This is a genomic window from Aeromonas sp. 25-AL00135 (assembly GCF_054052385.1).
In genome coordinates this window covers 37,891-61,827 of sequence record NZ_JBSTYQ010000016.1, presented here as the reverse complement: position 1 = coordinate 61,827, position 23,937 = coordinate 37,891, and the positions used below count along the sequence as shown (strand labels likewise).

Annotated in this window: 21 protein-coding genes and 5 tRNA genes; 15 read left to right on the top strand and 11 right to left on the bottom strand. The window is 58.9% G+C overall.

Going from position 1 to position 23,937, the window contains the following annotated elements:
• Positions 1-8 precede the first annotated feature (8 nt).
• On the bottom strand, positions 9-2,474 hold the full coding sequence (gene lptD, locus ACW5XC_RS15505) for an LPS assembly protein LptD (protein ID WP_042054894.1): 2,466 nt from the start codon (positions 2,472-2,474) through the stop codon (positions 9-11).
• Between the two features lie 174 nt (positions 2,475-2,648).
• Here lptD and ACW5XC_RS15500 point away from each other — a divergent pair, with 174 nt between their 5' ends.
• The 3 genes from ACW5XC_RS15500 to djlA are packed head-to-tail and all read left to right on the top strand — an operon-like array spanning position 2,649 to position 5,177.
• Entirely contained in the window at positions 2,649-3,659 is a 1,011-nt protein-coding gene (locus ACW5XC_RS15500; RefSeq protein WP_042054896.1) for an aminoglycoside phosphotransferase family protein, read from the top strand.
• On the top strand, positions 3,656-4,324 hold the full coding sequence (gene murU, locus ACW5XC_RS15495) for an N-acetylmuramate alpha-1-phosphate uridylyltransferase MurU (protein ID WP_042054897.1): 669 nt from the start codon (positions 3,656-3,658) through the stop codon (positions 4,322-4,324). Before ACW5XC_RS15500 ends, murU begins: the two co-directional genes overlap by 4 nt.
• Positions 4,325-4,343: 19 nt before the next feature.
• Complete coding sequence (gene djlA, locus ACW5XC_RS15490) at positions 4,344-5,177, top strand: co-chaperone DjlA (RefSeq protein ID WP_005358354.1); 834 nt, start codon at positions 4,344-4,346, stop codon at positions 5,175-5,177.
• Positions 5,178-5,258: 81 nt separating this feature from the next.
• Here the strand turns inward: djlA and ACW5XC_RS15485 are convergent, their stop codons facing one another.
• The gene (locus ACW5XC_RS15485) at positions 5,259-6,710 is read right to left on the bottom strand and encodes an aminoacyl-histidine dipeptidase (protein ID WP_042054899.1); all 1,452 of its coding nucleotides are present in this window, start codon (positions 6,708-6,710) and stop codon (positions 5,259-5,261) included.
• A gap of 946 nt (positions 6,711-7,656) precedes the next feature.
• Between ACW5XC_RS15485 and gpt the strand changes: the two genes are divergently transcribed.
• The 5 genes from gpt (at position 7,657) to ACW5XC_RS15460 (ending at position 12,592) form a co-directional block, all read left to right on the top strand.
• Positions 7,657-8,124: a xanthine phosphoribosyltransferase gene (gene gpt / locus ACW5XC_RS15480; RefSeq protein WP_005339007.1), complete on the top strand. Its 468-nt coding sequence runs from the start codon at positions 7,657-7,659 to the stop codon at positions 8,122-8,124.
• Between the two features lie 172 nt (positions 8,125-8,296).
• The gene (gene frsA, locus ACW5XC_RS15475; protein WP_005349360.1) at positions 8,297-9,565 is read left to right on the top strand and encodes an esterase FrsA; all 1,269 of its coding nucleotides are present in this window, start codon (positions 8,297-8,299) and stop codon (positions 9,563-9,565) included.
• 62 nt (positions 9,566-9,627) lie between these two features.
• On the top strand, positions 9,628-10,020 hold the full coding sequence (gene crl / locus ACW5XC_RS15470) for a sigma factor-binding protein Crl (RefSeq protein ID WP_005339003.1): 393 nt from the start codon (positions 9,628-9,630) through the stop codon (positions 10,018-10,020).
• Positions 10,021-10,199: 179 nt separating this feature from the next.
• Complete coding sequence (gene proB / locus ACW5XC_RS15465) at positions 10,200-11,303, top strand: glutamate 5-kinase (protein WP_033114873.1); 1,104 nt, start codon at positions 10,200-10,202, stop codon at positions 11,301-11,303.
• Complete coding sequence (locus ACW5XC_RS15460) at positions 11,303-12,592, top strand: glutamate-5-semialdehyde dehydrogenase (RefSeq protein WP_265339894.1); 1,290 nt, start codon at positions 11,303-11,305, stop codon at positions 12,590-12,592. Before proB ends, ACW5XC_RS15460 begins: the two co-directional genes overlap by 1 nt.
• A 75-nt stretch (positions 12,593-12,667) precedes the next feature.
• Here ACW5XC_RS15460 and ACW5XC_RS15455 read toward each other — a convergent pair whose 3' ends face one another.
• From ACW5XC_RS15455 to rsgA, 5 genes are read right to left on the bottom strand one after another with little or no spacing between them, the layout of a single operon-like run.
• Positions 12,668-13,057 carry a hypothetical protein gene (locus ACW5XC_RS15455; protein ID WP_042054901.1) on the bottom strand — a complete coding sequence of 130 codons (390 nt, stop codon included), beginning with the start codon at positions 13,055-13,057 and terminating at the stop codon, positions 12,668-12,670.
• A gap of 2 nt (positions 13,058-13,059) precedes the next feature.
• Positions 13,060-13,311: a DUF2960 domain-containing protein gene (locus ACW5XC_RS15450; RefSeq protein WP_005338984.1), complete on the bottom strand. Its 252-nt coding sequence runs from the start codon at positions 13,309-13,311 to the stop codon at positions 13,060-13,062.
• Positions 13,301-13,570, bottom strand: coding sequence for a VF530 family protein (locus ACW5XC_RS15445; protein ID WP_005349372.1), 270 nt, complete (start codon positions 13,568-13,570; stop codon positions 13,301-13,303). The genes ACW5XC_RS15450 and ACW5XC_RS15445 overlap by 11 nt, the downstream gene beginning before the upstream one ends.
• Positions 13,567-14,439: an archaetidylserine decarboxylase gene (gene asd, locus ACW5XC_RS15440; RefSeq protein ID WP_026034874.1), complete on the bottom strand. Its 873-nt coding sequence runs from the start codon at positions 14,437-14,439 to the stop codon at positions 13,567-13,569. Before asd ends, ACW5XC_RS15445 begins: the two co-directional genes overlap by 4 nt.
• A gap of 28 nt (positions 14,440-14,467) precedes the next feature.
• Positions 14,468-15,502: a small ribosomal subunit biogenesis GTPase RsgA gene (gene rsgA / locus ACW5XC_RS15435; RefSeq protein WP_042054948.1), complete on the bottom strand. Its 1,035-nt coding sequence runs from the start codon at positions 15,500-15,502 to the stop codon at positions 14,468-14,470.
• Between the two features lie 91 nt (positions 15,503-15,593).
• Between rsgA and orn the strand changes: the two genes are divergently transcribed.
• The 6 genes from orn to ACW5XC_RS15405 all read left to right on the top strand — a co-directional run bounded on the left by orn (position 15,594) and on the right by ACW5XC_RS15405 (position 16,802).
• Complete coding sequence (gene orn / locus ACW5XC_RS15430; protein WP_042054902.1) at positions 15,594-16,139, top strand: oligoribonuclease; 546 nt, start codon at positions 15,594-15,596, stop codon at positions 16,137-16,139.
• A 177-nt stretch (positions 16,140-16,316) separates the two neighbouring features.
• Positions 16,317-16,392 (top strand) — tRNA-Gly (locus ACW5XC_RS15425).
• Positions 16,393-16,417: 25 nt separating this feature from the next.
• Positions 16,418-16,493, top strand: a tRNA-Gly gene (locus ACW5XC_RS15420).
• 33 nt (positions 16,494-16,526) lie between these two features.
• A tRNA-Gly gene (locus ACW5XC_RS15415) sits at positions 16,527-16,602 on the top strand.
• A gap of 24 nt (positions 16,603-16,626) precedes the next feature.
• Positions 16,627-16,702: transfer RNA gene (locus ACW5XC_RS15410), tRNA-Gly, on the top strand.
• 24 nt (positions 16,703-16,726) lie between these two features.
• Positions 16,727-16,802: transfer RNA gene (locus ACW5XC_RS15405), tRNA-Gly, on the top strand.
• A gap of 369 nt (positions 16,803-17,171) precedes the next feature.
• On the opposite strand, the gene ACW5XC_RS15400 is transcribed toward ACW5XC_RS15405, so the two are convergent.
• The 3 genes from ACW5XC_RS15400 to ACW5XC_RS15390 all read right to left on the bottom strand — a co-directional run bounded on the left by ACW5XC_RS15400 (position 17,172) and on the right by ACW5XC_RS15390 (position 20,528).
• Positions 17,172-17,381 (bottom strand): cold-shock protein, encoded by a 210-nt coding sequence (locus ACW5XC_RS15400; protein WP_005338972.1) that lies wholly within the window; start codon positions 17,379-17,381, stop codon positions 17,172-17,174.
• A 276-nt stretch (positions 17,382-17,657) separates the two neighbouring features.
• Positions 17,658-18,326 (bottom strand): LysM-like peptidoglycan-binding domain-containing protein, encoded by a 669-nt coding sequence (locus ACW5XC_RS15395; RefSeq protein WP_042054903.1) that lies wholly within the window; start codon positions 18,324-18,326, stop codon positions 17,658-17,660.
• Between the two features lie 99 nt (positions 18,327-18,425).
• A complete protein-coding gene (locus ACW5XC_RS15390; RefSeq protein WP_042054904.1) occupies positions 18,426-20,528 on the bottom strand; it encodes a methyl-accepting chemotaxis protein in 2,103 nt (700 codons plus the stop codon).
• 273 nt (positions 20,529-20,801) lie between these two features.
• On the opposite strand from ACW5XC_RS15390, the gene gltX reads away from it, so the two are divergent.
• A complete protein-coding gene (gene gltX / locus ACW5XC_RS15385) occupies positions 20,802-22,217 on the top strand; it encodes a glutamate--tRNA ligase (protein WP_042054905.1) in 1,416 nt (471 codons plus the stop codon).
• Between the two features lie 174 nt (positions 22,218-22,391).
• Here gltX and ACW5XC_RS15380 read toward each other — a convergent pair whose 3' ends face one another.
• Positions 22,392-23,735, bottom strand: a complete 1,344-nt coding sequence (locus ACW5XC_RS15380; RefSeq protein ID WP_042054907.1) for an NCS2 family permease — start codon at positions 23,733-23,735, stop codon at positions 22,392-22,394.
• Between the last annotated feature and the right edge of the window lie 202 nt (positions 23,736-23,937).

Here is a 23,937-nt window from a genome sequence, read left to right as displayed (position 1 = left end):
GGCCAGCATCATTGCTGGCCTTTCAGATTAAACGGGCGAACATAGGGCAACAGCTCGGTATCCAGGGTGACGCTGCGGCCACCTGTACCCACGCTGCCAAGTCCCTTCATTTCAAACTGCAGACCAATGACTCTTTCCGAAGTGGGTTTCAGGGTGACGTTGTCAGGCTGATTGTGCCACTCCAGGCTCATATTGATGCTCCAGCAGCAGGAGTCGTATTTGACACCGATCTTGCGGTCAATGTTCACATCCTGCTTGATGTCACGGTAGTAACCGCCATACATCTGCCACTGATCGGCGATCGGCGCCATCATCACCAGACCCGCCTGGCTCAGATCTTCTGCCAGCGCCGTGTTGGTCGGATAGCGATAGTCCAGGTTGCCATCCTTGATGTAGCGGTAGTTGGCCTGAGTGGTCAGCTTGCCGGTCCGGTATTCGACAGCACCGTTGCCAGCCGTAAATTCACCCTCGGAGGTATCGTACTGGGTTCCTGCGTGGGCAAACCACTCATCGGTGATGCGGGCATCCCCCTCGAACGAGAGCAGGGAGCGGGCGTTGGTGCTTTCCGGAGCGGACGAGTAGAGGCGCACCTTGGGTGGTGTCATTTCGAAGGCCTGGGCTACCGCCAGTCGCAACCGTTCATCACCCACATTGTCATAGACCCGGCTGGTCAGGCCAACGGTGACCCGATTGGCATCGCTGATGCGGTCGAGACCGGCAAAGCGGCGATCACTGAACAGGCTGTAGTAATCCTGACGGGTGGTGGTGGTGTCGTAGATCCCGATCTCGTCCTGATTTTTGTAAGGGATATAGAGGTACTGGAACTCGGGCTCCAGGGTCTGGGTGCCCTTGCCATCATACCAGTCGAGCGGCCGATCGAAGTTGACTCCCCCCTTGAGGCGGAAGGACGGTAGAGTACGGGTAATAGTGCCCTCTTTCAGGGTCAGCTGTTTGCTGTCTGCATCGGTGAAGCGGCTGCGGTCCTGGCTAACCAGATCCTTGGGTACCTCCTGGTTGTAGGAGGTAAACATCAATTTGTACTGACTGGTCAGGTAGTAACCCGGCGCATCCACCAGGGGCACAGTCAGGGTGGGTGCCAGATGCAGACGGGTGGCGGTATAGCGCTCACCGGCCTGCTGGATGGTGGCACTGCCGCTGTTATAGCCAAACTTGGTCAGTTCACTGTTCCAGGCCAGATCGAACCACTTGCCCTGCTGGAAGTAGTTGTAGTCGATACGCGGCAGCATCTCGTGGGGTAGCAGCGCATACGGACTCAGGATCTGGTAGCGGCGCACCTCGGAGGTGAGGTTCCAGTTGTGCTGGTAGTAGCCGGCGGTGAAGGATTGCTGCAACTGGCTGTCGACCTGAGTGCCCACTTGCGGGCTGAAGTCGTTGAAATAGTTGTAATCCTTGTCGCGCACTTGGGTGTAGTCGATGCCCAGACGCAGGGAGCCATCCATCAGGGTGGAACTGTGGCGGACGTTCATCAGGTAACGATGCCCATCGGAGAGGTACGGAGTCCCTGTCGAAGGGTTGGTAAAGCTCGGGTTGCCAGCATCATACTGCTTGTCATCCCTGAGGCTTTCAAAATAGAGGGTACCGGTGTGGGCAGGGTCCGGCATATAGCGGAACTCCACCTGCTCCATCAGGCCGCGTTTGTCCATAAAACGGGAGGTGATGGTGGCATCATAGTTGGGGGCAATATTCCAGTAGAAGGGCTGGGTGATATCCATGCCGTTGCTGGAGCTTTGCTTGTAACCCGGGTAAAGCAGACCGGTCTTCCGCTCATCCTTGATGGGGAAGTTGATATAGGGGAAGTAGAACACCGGGTAGTCATAGAGCCAGAGGCTGGCGTTCCAGGCTTCGCCGAACACCTCTTTCTGGTCGATGTCGATACTGCCCGCCTTGAGGGTCCACACTTCCTGACCGGGGGGGCAGGTGGTGTACTGGGCCCCCTCCATGGTGATGTTCTGGTTGTTGTTGGTCATCACCACGCGCTTGGCAAAGCCGCGCACCGGTGAGCCATGCACCTGATACTTGCCCTCTTCCAGTTCGGAGTTCTTGGTATCCAAGTTGGATTTGAGGGTCTTGTCGCTGGTGACGGTCACCTGACCGTCGTTGTAATAGATGTTGCCGATGGCGATGACATCCCGGCTCTTCTGGTCGAGCTGGGCATAGTCGGAGTCAAACTTGCGAACACCCTGACGAACCTTGACGTCGCCTTCATAGACGGCGGTGCCGCCCTGTTTGGCCTCGAGACGGTCGGCATCAACCTCGACCGGCTGTGCGTTGGCATCCTGACCCGATGCAGGCTTCTCTATCTTGGGAACATAGTCATAGCAGAGACTATCGAGAATGCCGGTGGCTGGCGGCGCTTCGAACGGGGCCGCCTGCACCATCATAGGGGTGAGTGCGGGGGCCAGGCTGATAGTCAGGGCGATGGGATAGCGGTACCCCAGTGTCCATTTTGTCATGTGAAAGACTCGTGCAATCCGTGATAGATACGGTTGATCCAAGGCATGCATTTTACGACAGGTTTCATCGAGTTGACATTGCATGTCATTGCTTTATGTTAGCCGGCAATGATAAAGCATTATTGCGGCCAGGGCTAACAGCCAAGTGCTGCTTTCCACCTTGGTCCTCTACTTATGCACGATCGCGATTCCCTGCTATTGCAGTGGGCACGCCGTATTTCCGGTGATGCCACTCTCACGCTTACCCTCATTTCCGGTGATGCCAGCTTCCGCCGCTACTATCGCGGTGGTGGTCTGGTGTGGGTGGATGCCAATCCGAAAACCGAAAAAAATCATGAGTTTGTTCGTAACGCGGCCGCCTTGCAGGCGCGTCAGCTGTTGGCGCCAGAGGTCAAGGCTGTGGACTACGAACAGGGTCTGCTGGCGGTCAGTGATCTGGGCGATACCCAGCTGATCAGCTGCCTGAACGAGCACAACGTGCTGGCCTGGTATGGCAAGGCGATTGATTTGCTGCCCCGCCTGGGGGCGGTTGAACTGGCGCTTGAACCCTTCGATGCGGCTTTTATGGCGCGGGAGAACAGCATTTTCCCCGAGTGGCTGCTGGGTCATCATCTGCAACTGACTCTGAGCCATGAAGAGCAGCAACTGCTGGACGAGACCTTTGCCTGCCTCACCGCCTGCAATCTGGCCCAGCCGCAGGGGGTGATGCATAGAGATTTCCACAGTCGCAACCTGATGGTGTGTGGCGGAGACACTCCTGATAGCAGCGAACTCGCCATCATCGATTTTCAGGATATGGTCATCGGGCCGCTTACCTATGACTTGGTTTCCCTGCTGAAAGATTGCTACGTGCGCTGGCCGGACGAGGTGATCGATGAAGGGATGCGTCACGGCTTTGCCACCCTGCAACAGGCGGGTCTGCTTGGCGAGCTAGATTATGCCAGTTTCCGTCGTGATGCCGACCTGACCGGCATGCAGCGACACCTCAAAGCGGCCGGAATCTTCACCCGGCTCTATCATCGCGACGGCAAGTCCGGCTATCTCAAGGATATTCCCCGTACCCTTGGCTACGTGGTGGATGTCTGTCGCACTCACGGTAGCGCCTATCCGGTATTGGCCCGTTTTGGTCAGTGGCTGGAGCAGGTGGTGTTGCCGGGGATCGCCAATGCTGGAGTTAAATCATGAAGGCGATGATCCTGGCCGCTGGCCGTGGCGAGCGGATGCGCCCGCTGACCGACTTGCTGCCCAAGCCGCTGCTGGCGGTGGGGGGCAAGCCGCTCATCGTTCATCACATCGAAAAACTCAAAGCCGCTGGCGTGACCGAGTTGGTCATCAACCACGCCTGGCTTGGCCACAAGCTGGTTGAGAGCCTGGGTGATGGCCGTGCCCTTGGCGTGACCATCCACTGGTCAGCCGAGGAGAGCGCACTGGAGACCGCAGGCGGCATCGTGCAGGCACTGCCGCTGCTGGGCGCAGAACCCTTTCTGGTGATCAACGGCGATACCTGGCTCGATCTCGATTATCACACTCTGGCCAGCCAGCCCCTTGGCGATGATCTGGCCCACCTCTGGCTGGTGCCCAATCCGCCTCAGCACCCGAGCGGGGACTTTGCCTTGCAAGGAGGGCGAGTTATGGATACGCCAGCGTTTACCTTCAGCGGGGTCGGACTATATGATCCGGCGGCCTTTGCCGGTCTCGCGGGCGGCGCCCGCAAACTGGCGCCCCTGCTCCGTGACTGGATGGCGCAAGGGCGGGTGGGCGGTAGCCTGCTCGCTGGCGAGTGGCGCGATATCGGCACGGTCGATCGACTGCGCGAGCTGGATGACCAGCTCCAGGCCCGCACTCATTAACTTCAAGAGGTCTTGAACCATGCGTATTTGGGGTAAGGTGCTGGGCGCCTTCTTCGGTTTTTTGCTCGGCAATATCATCGGCGCCCTGATTGGCCTCTGGATCGGCCACCGTTTCGACCGTGGCATGGGGCTGCAGGGGGCGTTTCGTCGCGGCCCGAGTCAGGAGCAGCAAGCCGTCTTCTTCCACGCCACTTTCTCGGTGATGGGTCACATCGCCAAGTCCAGCGGTCAGGTGACCGAGCAGGAGATCCGGGTTGCCTCCAACCTGATGGATCGGATGCGGCTGGCGGGTGAACAGCGTGCTCGGGCACAGGAGTCATTTCGTCTCGGTAAAGAGGCCGACTTCCCACTGCGCGAGACCCTGGCCGAGTTCCGCCGTGCAAGTCTGGGGCAGCGCGACATTCTGCGCTTCTTCCTCGAGGTACAACTGCAGGCGGCCTTTGCCGACGGGCGGGTGGAGGAGGGCGAGCGCGCCATTCTGCACACCATTGCCGACGAGCTGGGCTTCAGCCGCATCGAGTTGGCCCGCATTCTGGCGATGGCCGAAGCGCAGATGAACTTCTTCAATCAGGCTCATGGCCAGTATCAGGGGGGCCATTCCGGTGGCCAGCAGTATCGGCAGGCGGCACCCTCTGCGGATCGCCTCAAGAATGCCTACCAGTTGCTGGGAGTGAGCGAGAGCGACAGCGATCAGGATATCAAGCGCGCCTACCGCAAGGAGATGAGCAAACATCACCCGGACAAGCTGGCCGCCAAAGGGCTGCCGCCGGAGATGATGGAGATGGCCAAGGAGAAGACCCAGGAGATCCAGCAAGCCTGGGAGTGGATCCGCGAGGCCCGCGGCATCCGTTAAGCGCCAAAATCTGGCTGTAACAGACAATAAAAAGCCCCGCAGCAGTGCGGGGCTTTGTTTTGCCGTGTGGCGCAGGCCGGGTTATTTGGCCGGAATCGCTTCCAGTACGTGCACCAGCAGTTGCCAGAAACGTTCGACCGCCGGGATATGTACCTTCTCGTCAGGGGAGTGGGCACCGCGGATGGTCGGGCCGAAGGAGACCATGTCCCACTCCGGATAGGCGCTCTTGAACAGACCGCACTCGAGACCGGCGTGGATCACCATGACGTTGGGCATGGTGCCGAACAGGGTTTGGTAGCTATTGCGTACCAGCGCCATGACGGGGGAGTCCACGTTCGGCGCCCAACCCGGGTAGGCACCGGTGAATTCGCAGCTGGCGCCTGCCAGGGTGAACAGGGAGCGGGTCATCTGCTCGATGCTCTCGCGGCCGGAGTCAATCAGGGAGCGGATCAGGCACTGTACGTACACTTCGCCATCCTGAGTCTTGATGACCCCCAGGTTGGTCGAGGTTTCGGTCACGCCGGGCATGGCATCGCTCATGCGCATCACGCCGTTCGGGCAGGCCATCAGGGCATCCAGCAGGCGCTGCTGCAGAGAGACGCTCATCAACTTGGCCGGTTTGGCGGCGCTGTTAACCAGCACGGTCAGGTTCGGCTCGGTGGCGGCCAATTCGGTCTGGTAGATCCCGGTGTAGCGGTCAACCAGCGCCTTGAACTCGTTTACGCTGGCAGCAGGCACCAGCAGGGTGGCACGGGCTTCGCGCGGGATGGCGTTGCGCAGCGTGCCGCCGTGGATCTCGGCCAGACGAACACTCAGCGGCTCGGCTGCTTTGAGCAGACGCACCAGCAGCTTGTTGGCATTGCCACGACCGCGATGGATATCGCAACCTGAGTGGCCGCCACGCAGCCCTTTTACGGCCAGCTCGAACGCTTCGCCTTCGCTGGCGTTAACCAGCTCGAGCGGGAAGCGGATATTGGCATCCACTCCGCCAGCGCAGCCCATATAGACTTCGCCATCCTCTTCGGAGTCGGTGTTGAGCAGGATTTCGCCCTCCAGCCAGCCCGCTTCCAGACCGAAGGCGCCGGTCATGCCGGTCTCTTCGTCTGTGGTCAGCAGCACTTCCAGCGGACCGTGCTTGATGGTCTTGTCAGCCAGCACTGCCAGGCAACCGGCCATGCCGATGCCGTTGTCGGCACCCAGGGTGGTGCCACGGGCAGTGACCCACTCGCCATCGACATAGGCATCGATGGGATCGGTCGCGAAGTCGTGTTTGGTGTCGGCGTTGGCCTGCGGCACCATGTCGATGTGGGCCTGCAGTACCACGGCTTTGCGATTTTCCATCCCCGGGGTGGCCGGTTTCTTGATGATGATGTTGCCGACCTTGTCCTGCTTGACCGCCAGACCTTCCCCTTGAGCCCATTGGATGATCCAGGCGCTCAGTTTGGCTTCATGTTTGGAAGGGTGGGGGATGGAGCAGATCTGTTCGAAGAAATGCCAAATCAGTTTGGGAGAGAGAGAGCTAAGCTGTGCCACGTCGGGACTCCTTACCAGCACGGAATTAACAGGGCCCCATCAGCGGGCCGGGGAAGAGGATAACGATAATACAGTCAATCACACAAAAATGTGAGCAATCAGCGCAAATCGCAGGCAGCTTGTGCTGGCTGATGGCAACCAGGCAGTACGATCGTCAGGTTCGGACGACGCTGACCGATAGAAAAGAAAATGTGTGACCGATCTCACAAAAATATTGAATTTAATGCACCGACTGGTAAATTAGCTCCCGTGGTTCGCCACCCGTCAGGATGACGATGAAAGCCTCCAGGGAACCGAAGCAAAGCAAGTGCGCCTCCATGGAACCGAGTGTTCGTTCAAGGATTTGAGCCCGCATTAAAGGTACGTAACTTGTTAAGCAATCAGGAGTTTCAATATGCCAGGCAGCAACTCAACCTATTGGTTTGCCCCCTCTTTGTATACCCAGGGTTTCAGCTACCCTAATCCCTTCGTCACTCGTCGCTGAGACGAGCTGCCTAACCAGGCAGAGGCGAGAAAGCAGCAGGTGCGTGAGGTAAATCCTCCCCCTGCTATTTTTTTATCTGCGATTTGCCGCACAGCCCATCTGGACTCGGCAGCAGGGACGGCAGGTTAGTCGTTTGGCGCTCTAGATGTGCCGAATGGAGAGGGTGATGCCGATTTTTCCTGTTTTTGGCATACGTTTGCCAGGCATTTTCTCTGCAAACGGTGCTATCATATCGGCCCAACAGCCTGTCCGCGGTTTGGACACATCATCTAACCGATCGCCGGATAAGCCCATCTTGCTTCCATTGTTATCAGATTTGCTGCCGAGGCTTAGCCCTGAGGCAGCCGAAGTGCAATCTGAATTCAGTCGGGCAAGGGCCGCCATTTACTGGCATCCGCAGGATAATTGCGGATGTTGTTATTTTAAGTAATTGTTTTTAAATAACTATTCGAGATCGATAACATGCCGAAAAAGTTCTATGTGTCGTGGGACAACCTGCAACGTGAAGCTCGCCGTCTGGCCCGTCGTCAGCTGCCTGTCAGCCAGTGGAAAGGTATCATCGCGGTCAGCCGTGGTGGCCTGGTGCCCGCAGCCCTGATGGCCCGTGAACTTGGCATTCGTAATGTGGAAACCCTCTGCATCTCCAGCTATGACCATGACAGCCAGCGCGAGCTGGTGGTCGTGAAGGCTGCCACCACCGCCGGTGACGGCGAAGGCTGGTTGGTGGTGGAAGATTTGGTGGACACCGGCACTACCGCCAAGGCGATCCGCGAGCTCTACCCGAAAGCCAAGTTCATCGCGATTTTCGCCAAGCCGATGGGCGAAGCGCTGTTGGACGATTTCGAAGTGGCGATCCCGCAGGATACCTGGATCGAACAGCCGTGGGATATGGCACTGGAGTTCGCCACACCGATCTGCGACGAAAAGTAACGGGATCGGGATGTGACGTTCGCTGCGTCCATTGGTCGCAACCGGCAACAATGGTTTCACTGGGCTCCAATTCGGAGCCCTGTTTTTTTGTGTATCAATCTGTTGCAGGGTGGCTGATGGGCAGTAAAAGTGGTTAAGATGAGCTATTGCCTGATATGAATGGGACACTATCTTGGACTTGAACGAAGACCTAAACCTGACCGAACAGCTCTTTACCCGCGTCAAGAAGGTATTGGAAACATCCGAGATCTCCAACTCCAGTGCGGCTGATCTGGCCCAAGCCGAGTCAGACGAGATGTTTATCGACGGCTCCATGTCAAAGAGCTGGTATCGCCTGCTGCGCCGCCCCTCCTGGACCTGGCAGGGGGCAGATCCCATCGAAGTGGAGCAGACCCTGGCCCGTATCGCCATGGCGACCGGCGAGCGTACCCACGATTGCTATCTCGATACCATCAAGGGCTATGTACCCGGCAACTGGATCTACGAGTGGAGCCAGGTGGCTGGCAACTATTTCAAGCAGGGCCGCGAACTGCGCGAGAAGGGTGATCCTTCTGGCGCCTTGAAACAGCTGCTCAAGGCGGTGCGCTACTACTCCATCGCCAGCTATCCCCATCTCAAGGATGACGAGCTGGCGGATCAGGCCCAGCTGCTCGGTAACATGGCCTATCGCGAGGCGGGTCGCCTGTTCAAGGTGCCGCTCAAAGAGATCCAGGTGCCTTTTCGCGGCAAGCATATTCAGGGTTATCTCCACCTGCCGACGACCGAAAAACCGGTACCGCTGGTGATCATCAGCGGCGGGATCGACTCCTTGCAGCTCGATTTCCTCAACTTCTATCTCAAACGGCTCGAGCCCAACGGTATCGGCATGCTCTCCCTCGATATGCCCGGGGTTGGCTATGCCGAGCATTGGCCACTGGTGCAGGATACCAGCCGTCTCCATCAGGCGGTGCTCCATTACCTCTCCGAAGTGGCCTGGGTCGATCATCAGCGTATCGCCATGGTGGGGATGCGTCTGGCGGGTAATATCGCAGCCAGACTGGCCTTTATCGAGCCGTTCAAGCTGCGCACCGTGGTCTGTGTCGGCGCCGGGGTCAATCAGGTGTTTACCAATCAGGAGCTGTTTGCCAAGTGCCCGCGCATGATGCGGGATAGTCTGGCCAACCGGTTGGGGGCTGATGCGGCGCAGTGGGACGGCATGCGTACCAAGTGCCAGGTATTTTCACTTAAAACACAAGGATTACTGGGGACTCGCACCTCTGTGCCGATATTGAGTATTGGGCACAAGCGAGATTTTATTTGTCCCGAGCAGGATGTACGGGCATTGGCGGCGGCCAGTCGTAACGGCAAGGCCATCGTATTCGACAAACAGCCTTTGCTGGAGGTGTATGACAAGGCGCTGGACGAAATCGTCGAGTGGCTGAAACAGCATTTGTGTACCTGACATTGCGCTAAAGAACTGACGCCATCCCGAGGTGGCGCGGCTTGTTTAACAGGGAGGTTAACATGTCTGAAAGAGTGACCTACAAGCGACTGCTGAGGCAGTTTGCTGCCATTGGCCCCTATTTGCGCGAAGATCTCTGCGAAGAGGGGCGTTATCGTTTCGACTGCCTGTCGGTCTGTGTCAGTGCCAAGCCGGCGCCGGACAAGCGGGAGTTCTGGGGCTGGTGGCTGGTGCTGGAGCAGGACGATCACCATTTCCGTTACCACTATCAGCTCGGTTTCTACAATGCTGATGGTGAGTGGCTGGACAAGCCGATCCCCAAGAAGCACCAGGTAGAAGTGGAGCGGACCCTCAACCGCTTCTACAAGCTCATCAGCGACAAACTGACGGCTCTGGAGTGTCAGTTAGCGCCAGCGGATCAGGTCACCAATGAGTTGACCGTGACCGCTGCTTGATCCCTGATGCCCGGTGAGCAGCATCCCGCTGTTTGCCGGGCCATCAGTCAGCCATCTCCCCTTCCGACCGCAATCATCCGGGCCTTTGCTTCATCTCCTCGCCCCGGCGTTAATTGCCTTGCAGGGCACCATGGCCGTGGGTATAAAGATATTCCTTACTTTTTAGCCTTTATGCTCCCATGGAAAACAGAACCATAGTTGTCAAGTTGGGCACCAGCGTGCTCACAGGGGGGTCTTCCCAGCTCAATCGTGCCCATATGGTCGAGCTGGTCAGACAGTGTGCGGCCTTGCACCGTCACGGCCACAGGGTCGTGGTCGTCACATCAGGGGCTATCGCCGCCGGGCGTGAACATCTGGGTCACCCGCCACTGGCGCCAACCCTGCCCAACAAGCAGATGCTGGCGGCAGTCGGTCAGACCCAACTCATTCGGGTGTGGCAGGATCTGTTCAACCTCTATGGCTTGCATATCGGCCAGATGCTGCTGACTCGCGCCGATCTGGAAGATCGGGAGCGCTATCTCAATGCCCGCGACACCATGCGCACCCTGCTCGATCACCGCATCATTCCGGTCATCAACGAAAACGACGCGGTGGCGACCGCCGAGATCAAGGTGGGCGACAACGACAACCTCTCCGCCCGCGCCGCCATCCTGGCCGATGCCGATCTGCTGATCCTGCTCACCGACCAGAAGGGGCTCTTTACCGCCGATCCCCGTACCAATCCCGATGCCCAGCTGATCGAAGAGGTGCAGACCATTGACGATACCCTGCGTTCGCTGGCGGGTGACAGTGTCAGTGGCCTCGGTACCGGCGGCATGGCCACCAAGCTGCAGGCGGCCGATGTGGCGCGTCGCGCCGGCGTCAACGTGGTGATCGCGACCGGCCAGATGCCGGAGGTGATCGGCCGTCTCGCCAAGGGCGAGCGGATTGGCACCCTGTTCCCGGCGCTGGCGTCCCCGCTGGAAGGGCGCAAGAGCTGGATCCTGGCAGGCCCACCTCCTCACGGCGAAGTACATGTGGATCAGGGCGCAGTGGCCGCCATGAAGGAGAAAGGCTCCAGCCTGCTGCCCAAGGGGATTGTGGCGGTCAAGGGCGACTTTATTCGAGGCGATGTGGTGCGGATCCTCGATCCCAAAGGCGCCGAGCTGGCGCGCGGTATCTGCCGTTACGACCATCTGGAGCTGGATAAGCTGCGCGGCGTCCACTCGGATCAGATTGAGCAGGTACTGGGCTATGGATATGGTTCAGTAGCCATCCATCGAGACGATATGGTGCTGCTCTAATCAGGGCGGCACGGCATGAACAAAAGGGAACCGAGATGAGTCTGGAGAAAATGGGGCAGGCGGCCCGTGAAGCCGCCTATCAGCTGGCTACCATCAGCACGGCGCAGAAGAACCGGGCGCTGGCCGCCATCGCCGACGAGCTGGAGGCGCGCAGTGAACAGATCCTCGCTGCCAACGCGAAAGATATTGCCGCCGGTTGTGAGGCTGGCTTGTCAGAAGCCATGCTGGATCGCCTGCTGCTCAATCCGGCCCGGCTGGCCGGGATTGTGGCGGATGTGCGCAAGGTAATTACTCTGGATGATCCGGTCGGTGCCGAAATGGATAGCCGGGTGCTGGAGAATGGCCTGCGGCTCTCCCGTCGTCGGGTGCCCATCGGGGTTATCGGCGTCATCTACGAGGCGCGCCCCAACGTCACCATCGACATCGCCAGCCTCTGCCTCAAGACCGGCAACGCCAGCATCCTGCGCGGCGGGCGCGAGACCTTCCACTCCAATCTGGAGCTAGTGCGGGTGATCCAGCATGCCTTGGCGGCCTCCGGTCTGCCCGAGGCGGCGGTGCAGTACATCGACAACCCGGATCGGGCGCTGGTCGGCGAGTTGCTACGTCTCGACCGCTATGTGGACATGATCATCCCCCGTGGCGGTGCCGGCCTGCACAAGATGTGCAAGGAGAACAGCTCCATCCCGGTCATCATCGGCGGCTTTGGCATCAGCCACATCTTCGTCGACGAGAGCGCCGATCTGGTGCGCTCTCTGGCGGTCATCGACAACGCCAAGGTGCAACGCCCCTCCGCCTGCAACGCCCTCGATACTCTGCTGGTACACGAGAAAGTCGCTTCGGCTTTCCTGCCGCAGCTGGTGACGCTGATGAACGAGCGCAAGGTGACGCTGGTGGCCGCGCCCAACGCCATGCCGTTGCTGACTGGCGCCGATAACCTGTGCGAGGCAGGGCCGGAGGATTTCGATACCGAGTGGCTCGGGCTGACGCTGGGGGTCAAGTTGGTGGCAGACGTCAACGAAGCGCTGGCCCATATGCGCGAGCATAACGCCGGCCACTCCGATGCCATCCTGACCAACGATCTGGGCAATGCCGAGCGTTTCGTCAACGGGGCCGGTTCGGCGGCTGTCTATGTCAACGCCTCTACCCGTTTCACCGATGGTGGCCAGTTTGGTTTGGGGGCCGAGGTGGCGGTGTCGACCCAGATGCTGCATGCCCGTGGCCCCATGGGGTTGACCGAGCTCACCAGCTACAAGTGGGTGGGACAGGCCGATTACCTTAGCCGCGCCTGATAACAGTCTGTTTCACATACAAAAATGCCGACCCCTTGGGTCGGCATTTTATTTGGCGGATATCGGGCGATCGGGTTATTCCCCGTGATAGAGCGCCTTGTCACCGTGCTTGAGCACATAACCCTTCCAGATAAAGAGGGTGTAACCGCTGCCCTGCCACAACCAGTTGCCCTCCGCACCTTGACGGGTCAGCAGGTGCTGCTCGCCGCTTGGCAGATGCAGTTCGGCCTGCGTCTGGTCGGTGTTGAACAGCACGAAGGCGCTGCTGGTCTGGCTGGCATCGGTCGGATTGAGCCGGATACCCTGCTCAAACAGGCGCACACATTTGCCAGTCAGTGCTGACCACTGATAGCCCGCACTGCCGATACAGCCGTGACTGTCGCGATCGCTGCCCACCAGATGTTGTTCCGGTGTACTGCATGCCGCCAGCAGCAGAGAAGCGGCCATCAGAGTCAAGGTGCGCATGGTTACTCCTGAAGATCCCGTTCGATGACGATGTTGGAGAATCCCAACTCTTTGAAGTAGTTCTCCTGATAATCCTTCACGCTCTTTTTGTCACGGCGACAAACCTGAGCCAGCTGGGCCTCCATGGCGTGAAAACTGGTGAGATCCAGCCCTTCGGCAGCGGCGATGGCGTCGTAGATGCTGCGGAACTTGTCGTTCGCGTAGCCGATCTCTTTGGCCTGCTTTTTATAGGTATACGTAATCTTAAAGGCCATCTTGCCCTTCCTTCTTCGATTTGGCTTGCTTGCGCTGGACGTAGAGGTAGAGGCTTTCGACCTTCTCCCGAGCCCAGGGGGTCTTGCGCAAGAACTTCAGGCTGGACTTGATGCTGGGATTATCGGTAAAGCAGCGGATATTGATCTGCTGCCCCAGCTCTTCCCAGCCGTAGTGTTCGACCAGCGCGGTGACGATGGCTTCCAGTGTCAGCCCGTGCAGCGGGTTGTTCTTCTGCGAGGCGTTCGGTTGCTCGCTCATGCCTGCTCCGCCAGCTTGGCAAAGGGCTGACCCATGCGGGTAGTGACCCCGTTGGCCAGATGGGGTTCGAAACCGGCCAGCATGCCCGGGCCAAACAGGCAGACCACGGTGCTGCCCAGCTTGAACAGGCCCATTTCGGCGCCTTTCTGCAGGGTAATGGCCTCATCGCCGGTGTAGTCCCAGCGCACCACCTTCTTCTCTTTGGTCGGCGCAATATTGCCGGCCCAGATGGTCTCAATGCTGGCCACGATCGTGGCACCGACCAGCACCAGCGCCATGGGGCCGTGCGGGGTGCGGAAGGTGGCGACCACCCGCTCGTTGCGGGCAAACAGGTTGGGCACGTTCTCGGCGGTGAGCGGGTTGACGGAGAAAAGATCCCCCGGCACGAACACCATGCTCTCCAGCACGCCGTCCAGCGGCATGTGGATGCGGTGGTAATCCTTGGGCGCCAGATAGATGGTGGCGAAGTCGCCATCCTTGAACGGCGCCACCAGATCCTCATAGCCGCCCAGCAGCTCGCGAGCGCTGTAGTCGTGGCCCTTGGCCTGAATGATGCGACCTTGCTGGATGGGGCCGAGCTGACTGACGGTGCCATCCACCGGCAGCGCCAGAGTCATGGCATCTTCTACCACGGGGCGGATACCGGGCTTGAGCTCGCGGGTGAAGAACTCGTTGAAGCTCTTGTAGTGGGCCGGGCTCTCGTGCAGCGCCTCGCTCATGTCGACCTGGTACTGCTTGATAAAAGCCTCGATCACTTTGGTGGTGATGTTGCCCGCTTCGGCGGCGGCAAACTTGCCGATCAGACGGGAGAGGGCGTGCTTGGGCAGACAGTATTGACCGGCAATTTTCAGGTTGTCAGTAATGCTCATGTTCATCATCAACGTAGGTTTATTAGGGTCACAGGCGCGCTTGCTGGCGACCGTGACGGGCTTCCTGCATGGTTTCCAGGATGCGGTGATAGTTGTGGAAGCGATCGGCACTGATAGCGCCCGCGTCGACCGCGGCGCGCAGGGCACAGCCGGGATCGTCCTTGTGGGTACAGTCGCGGAACTTGCAGCCACCCAGATAGTCGCGAAACTCGACGAAGCACCAGGTGATGCGGTCGGCTTCCAGATGCCAGAGGGCGAACTCGCGGATCCCGGGGGAGTCGATGAGATCGCCACCGCTCGGGAAGTGGTAGAGCCGCGCCGTGGTGGTGGTGTGCTGGCCGAGCCCCGAGTTTTCGGAGATCTCGCCGGTCAATACATCCAGCCCCGGCATCAGGGCGTTGGTGAGCGAGGATTTGCCCACCCCGGACTGGCCGACGAAGATGCTGATCTTGTCGGTCAGGGCGGCTTTTAGCTCATCGAGCCCTTCGCCGCTCTCACAGCTCACCAGCAACACCTCGTAGCCGAGCTTGCGATAGGTTTCGAGCTGGCTTTCGATGCGCGCTCTGGCGGCATCATCCAGCATATCGACCTTGTTCAGCACGATGAGGGGGCGGATCTCCACATCCTCGGCGGCCACCAGGTAGCGGTCGACGATGTTGGTGGAGAACTCGGGCATCACCGCCGAGACGATGATGATCTGGTCGATGTTGGCGGCGATGGGTTTGACCCCGTCGTAGAAGTCCGGCCGGGTCAGTACCGAGTGGCGCGGATGCACCGCCTCGATGACGCCCGCTGTCGCGGCATTGAGGCCGGGACGCCACACCACCTTGTCGCCACAGACCAGACTGCTGATGCTGCTGCGCCGCAGGTTGCTGCGGTGGATGGTGCCATCGACCGCTTCCACGTCTGCGTGCTGACCAAAACGGCTGATCACCACCCCTTCGATGGCGGGGCCAAACAGGGTGTCATCCACCACTGTGGTGTGATCTTTTTGCAGCCGCCGTTCGCGGTTGGCCTGGACGCGCCTTTGTTGACCCAGATTGAGTTTTGCTTTCTTTGCCACTCGATTCGCCAGTTTATGAACAGATCCAAAGCCAGTATGATACATGCAAATTGGCAAAATTCCGCCATTCCTCCCAATAGAGAGAGCAATCATGACAGTCAGCGCGCAGAACCTGGTATGGATCGACATGGAGATGACGGGTCTCGACCCCGAAGAGAACGTGGTACTGGAGATTGCCACCATAGTCACCGACAAGGATCTGAACGTACTGGCCGAAGGGCCGGTTATCGCCATTCATCAGAGTGATGAAGAGCTGGCCAAGATGGACGACTGGAACGTCAACACCCATACCAACAGCGGTCTGGTGGCCCGGGTCAAGGAGAGTCAGCACGACGAGGCGAAAGCCATTGCCGAGACCCTCGCGTTTATTCGCCAGTGGGTGCCGGAGCGCACCAGCCCGCTGTGCGGCAACAGCATCGGTCAGGATCGCCGCTTCATGGTCAAGCACATGGCCGAGCTGGAAGCCTTCTTCCACTACCGCAATGTCGACGTCAGCACCATCAAGGAGTTGGTACGCCGCTGGCAGCCGGAACTGCTGGATCAGTTCAAGAAGAGCGGCACCCACCAGGCGCTGGACGATATCCGCGAATCCATCGCCGAGCTGCAGTTCTATCGCAGCCACGTCTTCAAGATCTGATTCCCCGGCAAGGGTTTGTCATACTCTGGCTGCTAAAATCGACAGTTCGGCCAGCTTTTGAGCGAACGCGCGCAACCAGACAAAAAAGCCCTTGCAATTGGAATGTCTGCTCTTATAATTCGGCTCCCGTACAGTAGCGCAAGCAACCAAATGCTGTACGGCCGTTTTAAGGTAGTTGCGGGAATAGCTCAGTTGGTAGAGCACGACCTTGCCAAGGTCGGGGTCGCGAGTTCGAGTCTCGTTTCCCGCTCCAAAAAGTTTGCTGATGACGTTCCGATGCGGGAATAGCTCAGTTGGTAGAGCACGACCTTGCCAAGGTCGGGGTCGCGAGTTCGAGTCTCGTTTCCCGCTCCAATCATCAGCACAGCCTCAAGACAACCTAATGTTGCGGGAATAGCTCAGTTGGTAGAGCACGACCTTGCCAAGGTCGGGGTCGCGAGTTCGAGTCTCGTTTCCCGCTCCAAAAATTTGTAAGTGACATTCCGTTGCGGGAATAGCTCAGTTGGTAGAGCACGACCTTGCCAAGGTCGGGGTCGCGAGTTCGAGTCTCGTTTCCCGCTCCAATCACTTGCAAATGACATTCTGTTGCGGGAATAGCTCAGTTGGTAGAGCACGACCTTGCCAAGGTCGGGGTCGCGAGTTCGAGTCTCGTTTCCCGCTCCAATCTCTCTTCAAATTCACTATCTTTCCCCCCAAGCTCACGAATTCAGTTTCTCCATACAATCGCAGCCACATTCAGTTGGTAGAGCATGATCCGCGCTTGCCAAGGCTGGGGTCGCGAGTTCGAGTCTCGTTTCCCGCTCCAATCTCTCTTCGAAGTTTTCATAATCCCTTTGAATTGCCCTTCACATCGCGCAGCGATGCTTTGTCGTATCTGGCGTTTACTAGGCGCTCCTGCCAACAGGAAGGGGATGTGGGCTCATGGTGCGGATTGTACGAGGCAAGCGGTTGCGACAGGTGGTGGGAGGCGAGAACTGCGGGCAAAAAAGAGGAGGGGCCTTGGCTCCTCCTGCATGATTCACTGGCGCGGGCTTAGACCAGAGTAACGTTCTCAGCCTGAGGGCCTTTTTTGCCCTGGGTCACAGTGAACTGGACTTTTTGACCTTCAGCCAGGGTTTTGAAACCGGTGCTCTGGATGGAGGAGAAGTGAACGAATACGTCCGGACCCTGGGATTGTTCAATAAAGCCAAAACCCTTGGTTTCGTTGAACCATTTTACCTGGCCGGTGCGAATGTCAGACATGTGCTAAATCCTATCAATAACAAAATGAAACTAAGCCCGTGCTGGGCTGCATTTGCCTTGCAAGCAGGGGTTGGCTCATGACTGACCACGTCTCTTTGTCCCAGTAGCACGTAGAACAATCCCTGTCTAAAGCACAAACGATTGTACGTTAGCGCCGATCCTTGTCAATTTGACCCCTTTCGTTTTTTGAACAAGCTAAAAATATTGTGAAGTCAGTAGCTTATTTGAAGATATTTGACTGAAAAAAAAACGGGAGGCCAGCGCCTCCCGTTTTTGTTATTCCTTGAGGGCGAATCCTTCGCCCTGCCGGTCGTAGCGGTAAACCGCCTGACCGTAGGAGCGGATCTCCACCCGCTGGATGCGGCGGGTGTCGTCCACCAGGATGAAGATAGAGCGGCCCGATTGCAGGCGGGTCAGGGGGCGATCCGGCCCCTCGATGGCGATCAGGCGGCTCAGCTCGGCACCCGGCAACTCGAATTTACGCCAGATGGAGTAGAGGGTCTCACCCGCCTGCACATCGTGTTGCAGCCAGGTGCCGTTGACCTTCTCTTCGACCGGCTTGGCTGCCGCGGGCGCACTGCCTGCAGCGCCACTGCCGACAGTTAGAGCTTGAGCAGGCACGGCCAGCGGCACTTCCAGCGAGCCGGAAGGGGCGGCTTTGGGGGCGGATGGCGCTGGCTCCCAGGCCAGCACCAGCAACCAGAGCGGGAGCAGGATCAGCAGACCTATGGTGTTTTTGCGGGGCAGCGGGCTGGACAGCTTGAATTTGCCTGCTTTGGCATCCTGGCGGCGTTGGCCGAGGTTGCTCATCCCTTGGCCAAAACGTTGGCGCAGGGACAGGGTCGCGGCATTGATGCGATGGAGCAGGGATCCTTGTGATTCGTCTTGGCGACGCTGCTGGGCTCGTCTGTTATGGCCTCGTGGGCGACGGTCCGGGGTGGGCACGGCATTTACCTCTCACTACATTGCCTGCCATCAGGCAAATTCGTCGCCTATGGTAAACGGACTCGCCCCCGAGGGGGAGAGTCCTGAAGCGGAAAATTATCAGCTGAGACGAAATTGACCCAATAATTGCTGCAATTTGTCGGCCGCCTGACGCAATGCCTGACTGGCTTTGGCCGTTTCGGTCGCATCCTGAGCAATGTCGTTGGCCAGTGCGTTGGTTTTTGACAGGTTGCCGGAGACGGTTTCTGAGACCGAGCTCTGCTCTTCGGCGGCGGAGGCGATCTGATAGGTCATGTCGTTGATGGTGGAGATGGCCTGGTAGATGCTGCCGAGCGCCTCTTCCGCCAGATCCGCCTCGCCCACCGCCTGATGGGTCAGCTGCTGGCTCTGGGTGATGGCGTTGACTGCATTGGTGGAGCTGAGGCGGATCTTCTCTATCAACTCCTGGGTGTTCTGTACCGCCTGCTGGGTATTGCCCGCCAGTTTGCGCACCTCGTCGGCGACTACCGCAAAGCCGCGGCCCTGTTCGCCAGCCCGGGCAGCCTCGATGGCGGCGTTGAGGGCCAGCAGGTTGGTCTGGTCGGCAATCCCCTGAATGACGGTGAGGATGCTGGTGATCTGGGCGCTGTCGTGAGCCAACCCTTCCACCACTTCGGCCCCTTTCCCGGCTTCTGCCGCGACCTTGTGCATCGACTGGATCACCTGCTGGAAGCGCTCCTTGCCCTGATCGGCTGCGCTTTGCGCCTGTTTGGCCGAGTCGGCGGTATTGTTGGCGTGGGTGGCGACCTCCTGACTGACGTAGGACATCTCCTGTACCGCGGTCAGCATCTGCTCCATCTCCGCCTGATGGTGCTGCAGGTTGTTGTCGGTCTGACCAGCAATGCGGTCTGTGTCACCGGCGTAACGGTTCACCTCGCTGGCAGTCTTGAGCACATCCCCGAGCAGCCCTTGCAACTTGTCGATAAAGCGGTTGATCCCCTTGGCGAGATCCCCCAGCTCATCCACCGAGCGGGTTGCGAGACGTTTGGTGAGATCCCCTTCACCATCGGCGATGTCATCCACCAGGCTGACCATCTGACGGATGGGGCCTGTGATGCTGCGGGCAATCACCAGCATGGTGGCCAGCGCCAGCACCAGTACGATCACGGCACCCACCAATTGCTGGGTCATGGCTGCCTGGTTCATGTCGCTCAGCTGGCTCTCCAGTTGATCGGCCCCCGCCAGTACCACCTTGTAGGGCAGGGTGACGATGATGGCCCAGTTGCGGCTCATTCCCGGTACCATGATGGGGACGGAAATACGGAATGACTCGTCCAGCTCCTGACGCTGAACTTCCGGTTTCAGGTACTGCTGCCACTGGTTGCCCAGCACCTTACTTGCGCTGCTGCCGAGCAGGCTGGCATCGCCGCTGGTGCCGGTGATGACACCGGCGGCGCTGACGATCAGGGTTTCGCCCTGGCCGTCATAGATGTTGCTGTTGAGGCTCTTGGCCTGACGGCTGATGGAGTCCACCGCCAGATCGAGCGCTGCGATCCCCTTGAACTGACCATTCACCATGATGGGGGTGGTGATGGTGCTCACCAGCACCTGCTGACCGTTGATATCCACCTTGAAGGGATCGATGAGGCAAGAGCGTCCTTCCCGCTTCGGGCAGGCGTAGTAGTCGTTGGCGGGATTGCCGAATTCGTCCGGGTCGGTTTTTTCGATGGAGAGCAGCAGATCGGTACCGATTTGATCCTTGTCGCGATAGAAGTAGGGCACGAAGCGCCCCTTGTCATCACTGCCCAGCGCACTCTGGCCAGCAAAGCTGGCATCCTGACCGTCGAAACCGTTGGGCTCGAAGCCGGCGAAGGCGCCATAAAGCTGGGGCTCCAACGCCAGTTGTGCCTTGAGCAGGTCGGTGGCCTGCTGGCGATCCAGCGGCAGTTTGCCTTGCTGTTGCAGGGCGAGGGTGCTGGCCATCTGCTGGGTGTAGGAGAGCCCTTTTTGCAGCAGCTGGGTGATGGTGGCTGCCTCGGCGCGGGCATTGGCGCTGACCTTTTGCCATGCCTCCTGCTGCAGCGCTTCACGGCTGGAGCTGATGGTTAGTTGTTGGGTCTGTTTGCCGGAGTATTGGTTGAGCAGGATCAGGATGACCAGGGCTGCGGTCATGGCGATCCCGGCCATCACTAGAATGCGATTCTGGATAGAACGGAACTGCATCGTCTCTTCCTTGTTCGTGAGAAGTGTGGTGAGCGTTATTTGGGTATCGACCGGAGGAGGCAGCTCTCCAGCATTGTGCATAGCAAATCGGAAACGGGGCTTCTGTTTTGCGATCCTCTTCAAATATCGGGCTACAGATGCAAATGGCGACAGATTTAATCCCCTACTTTAGCCCGCAATGGCGTCATGGTTTTCCCATCCGTGATTGTCGGTGCTAAAATGCGACGGTTTTTTTAACGAATTGGCCCAAGGCCCTCTACACAAGGCTTAAAGATGAAAGTCAAAACCCGTTTTGCTCCCAGCCCGACCGGCTTTTTGCATGTCGGCGGTGCCCGTACCGCACTCTATTCCTGGTTGTTTGCAAAGAACCAGGGCGGTGAGTTCGTGCTGCGTATTGAGGATACCGACCTGGAACGTTCCACTCAGGAGGCGATCGACGCCATCATTGAGGGCATGGAATGGCTGGAGCTGAACTGGGATGAGGGCCCCTACTACCAGACCAAGCGCTTCGATCGCTACAACGGTCTGATCGACGAGATGCTGGCCGATGGCCGCGCCTACAAGTGCTTCTGCTCCAAAGAGCGTCTGGAAGCACTGCGCGAAGGCCAGATGGCCAACGGCGAGAAGCCCCGTTACGACGGCAAGTGCCGCGACCACGCCCACGATCACCCGGCCGATGCGCCGCACGTCATCCGCTTCCGCAACCCGACCGAAGGTTCCGTGGTGTTCGATGACCATGTCCGTGGCCGTATCGAGTTTGCCAACACCGAGCTGGACGATCTGATCATCCGCCGTACCGACGGCGCGCCGACCTACAACTTCTGCGTAGTGGTCGATGACTGGGATATGGAGATCACCCACGTGGTGCGTGGTGAAGACCACATCAATAATACCCCGCGCCAGATCAACATCTACAAGGCGCTGAACGCGCCGGTGCCGGAGTTTGCCCACGTCTCCATGATCCTGGGTGACGACGGCGCCAAGCTCTCCAAGCGCCACGGTGCTGTCTCCGTGATGCAGTACCGCGATGATGGCTACCTGCCGGAAGCGCTGCTGAACTATCTGGTACGTCTGGGCTGGTCCCACGGCGATCAGGAGATCTTCACCCTGGAAGAGATGATCAAGCTGTTCAGCCTGGATGCCATCTCCAAGTCCGCCTCTGCCTTCAACACCGACAAGCTGCTGTGGCTGAACAACCACTACATGCGCAGCCTGGATCCGGCTTATGTTGCCAAGCATCTGGCATGGCACATGGAAAACCAGAAGATCGACACCAACAATGGCCCGGCGCTGGCCGAGGTAGTCACCCTGCTGGCCGAGCGCTGCAACACCCTGGTCGAGATGGCCGCCCAGAGCCGCTACCTGTTCGAAGAGTACGAGGCCATCGACGAAGCAGCTGCCAAGAAGCACCTGCGTGGCGTCGCTGCCGAGCCGCTGGCTCTGGCCAAGACCAAGCTGGCAGCACTGGATAGCTGGACCACTGAAGCGCTGCACGAGCTGATTGAAGCGACCGCTGCCGAGCTGGGTCAGGGTATGGGCAAGGTTGGTATGCCGCTGCGCGTGGCCGTCACCGGTCTGGGTCAGTCCCCTGCCATCGACGCCGTAATGGCACTGGTGGGCAAGGAGCGCGTACTGGCGCGTATCGACCGCGCACTGGCTTACATCGAAGCCCGCATGGCTGCCGAGTAAGTTCTGCCGATGTGGCAGGCGAGGGGATAAAACCCCGCTCTGCCACATGCTGAATAGCAAAAATCCGAAACCACTGGTTTCGGATTTTTTTATGGCCAGCGCACAGGCCGAAAATACTTTGGATAAAAAAATGCCAGTCAGCTGACTGGCATTTTTATTGGGACAGAGTGTCGCTTAGTGACTGTCGACCCAGACGAACTTGAGCACGAACAGCAGGGCAACCACCAGCACGCAAGGGTTGATCTCGCGCCAGCGGCCGGTACCTGCCTTCATCACGCAGTAGGAGATGAAGCCCACGGCGATCCCCTCGGTGATGGAGAAGCTGAACGGCATCATCACCGCGGTCATAAAGGCCGGTACCGCTTCGGTCAGATCTTCCCACTTGACCCGGGTCAGCTCGGAGCACATCAGCACGCCCACATAGATAAGGGCGCCAGCTGCGGCGTAGGCCGGCACCATGGCGGCGACCGGAGAGAAGAAGATCGCCAGCAGGAACAGCAGGCCGACCACAATGGCGGTCAGACCGGTACGGCCGCCGACGGCGACGCCGGAGCTGCTCTCAATAAAGGCGGTAACCGAGGAGGTACCCATGAAGGCGCCGCCGACCGAGCTCACGCTATCGACCAGCAGTGCCTGCTTCATGCGTGGGAAGTGGCCCTTGTCATCGGCCAGCTTGGCGCGGTTGGTGACACCGATCAGGGTGCCGGAAGAGTCGAACAGGTTGACCAGCATAAAGGAGAAGATGATCCCTGCCAGGCCGATGTCGAGCGACCCCATCAGATCCAGCTGGCCGAACACTGGCGCTATGCTGGGGGGCATAGAGACGAACCCTTTGAAGGTGACATCGCCAAACAGCCAGCCCAGACCCGTGGTGACCACGATGGCGATCAGTACCGCAGAGTGGACGCCACGGGCGGAGAAGATACAGATGATAAAGAAGCCAAGCAGCCCCAGCAGGCAGGGCAGGGAGGTGAGGTTGCCCACCGTCACCATGGTGGCCGGGCTTGCTACTACGATCCCTGCGTTGTGCAGGCCGAGCAGGGCGATCAGCAGACCGATACCGGCGGTGATGCCGACCCGCAGGGTGAGCGGGATGTTGCCGATCAGCCAGTAGCGCACCCGCAGCAGGGTGAGGATCAACAGACCCATGGCGCCCCAGAAGATGGTGCCCATGCCCACTTGCCAGGAGTAACCCATACCTGCAACCACCACGAAGGCGAAGAAGGCGTTGAGGCCCATGGCGGGGGCCAGCGCGATCGGCAGGTTGGCCAACAGGCCCATCAGGATGCTGCCGATACCGGCGATAAGGCAGGTGGTGACGAACACGGCCTGGGTGTCCATGCCCGCAGCAGAGAGGATCTGCGGGTTGACGAACACGATATAGACCATGGTCAGGAAGGTGGTGATACCGGCGATCACTTCGGTGCGGGCGGTAGTGCCATGGCCTTGCAGAGCAAACAGGCGCTCAAGCAATCCTTGCCCGGCGGCCTGATTGGCAGCTTGGTGTTGTTGATTCATGTTGGATTCCAATAGGTGACGTGAAATAAGCAGCAGGGGAACGGGCTATCCCATCCATGCGGGGTAAATTGCCCTGTTTCTGGCGGTTAAGTAACCAGACTCGTCCTGATACCGTGACAGCGCGCACATTTTTACACAGGCGGCGCCGTTTACAAACCCCGGATCTGCGAAGCAGATCAATGAATAGAGTAAAAATTCAAAC

What these genes read in the sequence shown, in the direction of transcription:
- gltX (WP_042054905.1), top strand. Translation starts at nt 20,802, where the DNA reads ATGAAAGTCAAAACCCGTTTTGCTCCCAGCCCGACCGGCTTTTTGCAT.
- asd (WP_026034874.1), bottom strand. Translation starts at nt 14,439, where the DNA reads ATGAGCATTACTGACAACCTGAAAATTGCCGGTCAATACTGTCTGCCC.
- ACW5XC_RS15380 (WP_042054907.1), bottom strand. Translation starts at nt 23,735, where the DNA reads ATGAATCAACAACACCAAGCTGCCAATCAGGCCGCCGGGCAAGGATTG.
- lptD (WP_042054894.1), bottom strand. Translation starts at nt 2,474, where the DNA reads ATGACAAAATGGACACTGGGGTACCGCTATCCCATCGCCCTGACTATC.
- ACW5XC_RS15450 (WP_005338984.1), bottom strand. Translation starts at nt 13,311, where the DNA reads ATGGCCTTTAAGATTACGTATACCTATAAAAAGCAGGCCAAAGAGATC.
- ACW5XC_RS15455 (WP_042054901.1), bottom strand. Translation starts at nt 13,057, where the DNA reads ATGCGCACCTTGACTCTGATGGCCGCTTCTCTGCTGCTGGCGGCATGC.
- ACW5XC_RS15390 (WP_042054904.1), bottom strand. Translation starts at nt 20,528, where the DNA reads ATGCAGTTCCGTTCTATCCAGAATCGCATTCTAGTGATGGCCGGGATC.
- ACW5XC_RS15500 (WP_042054896.1), top strand. Translation starts at nt 2,649, where the DNA reads ATGCACGATCGCGATTCCCTGCTATTGCAGTGGGCACGCCGTATTTCC.
- gpt (WP_005339007.1), top strand. Translation starts at nt 7,657, where the DNA reads ATGCCGAAAAAGTTCTATGTGTCGTGGGACAACCTGCAACGTGAAGCT.
- ACW5XC_RS15400 (WP_005338972.1), bottom strand. Translation starts at nt 17,381, where the DNA reads ATGTCTGACATTCGCACCGGCCAGGTAAAATGGTTCAACGAAACCAAG.
- ACW5XC_RS15445 (WP_005349372.1), bottom strand. Translation starts at nt 13,570, where the DNA reads ATGAGCGAGCAACCGAACGCCTCGCAGAAGAACAACCCGCTGCACGGG.
- djlA (WP_005358354.1), top strand. Translation starts at nt 4,344, where the DNA reads ATGCGTATTTGGGGTAAGGTGCTGGGCGCCTTCTTCGGTTTTTTGCTC.
- crl (WP_005339003.1), top strand. Translation starts at nt 9,628, where the DNA reads ATGTCTGAAAGAGTGACCTACAAGCGACTGCTGAGGCAGTTTGCTGCC.
- proB (WP_033114873.1), top strand. Translation starts at nt 10,200, where the DNA reads ATGGAAAACAGAACCATAGTTGTCAAGTTGGGCACCAGCGTGCTCACA.
- murU (WP_042054897.1), top strand. Translation starts at nt 3,656, where the DNA reads ATGAAGGCGATGATCCTGGCCGCTGGCCGTGGCGAGCGGATGCGCCCG.
- orn (WP_042054902.1), top strand. Translation starts at nt 15,594, where the DNA reads ATGACAGTCAGCGCGCAGAACCTGGTATGGATCGACATGGAGATGACG.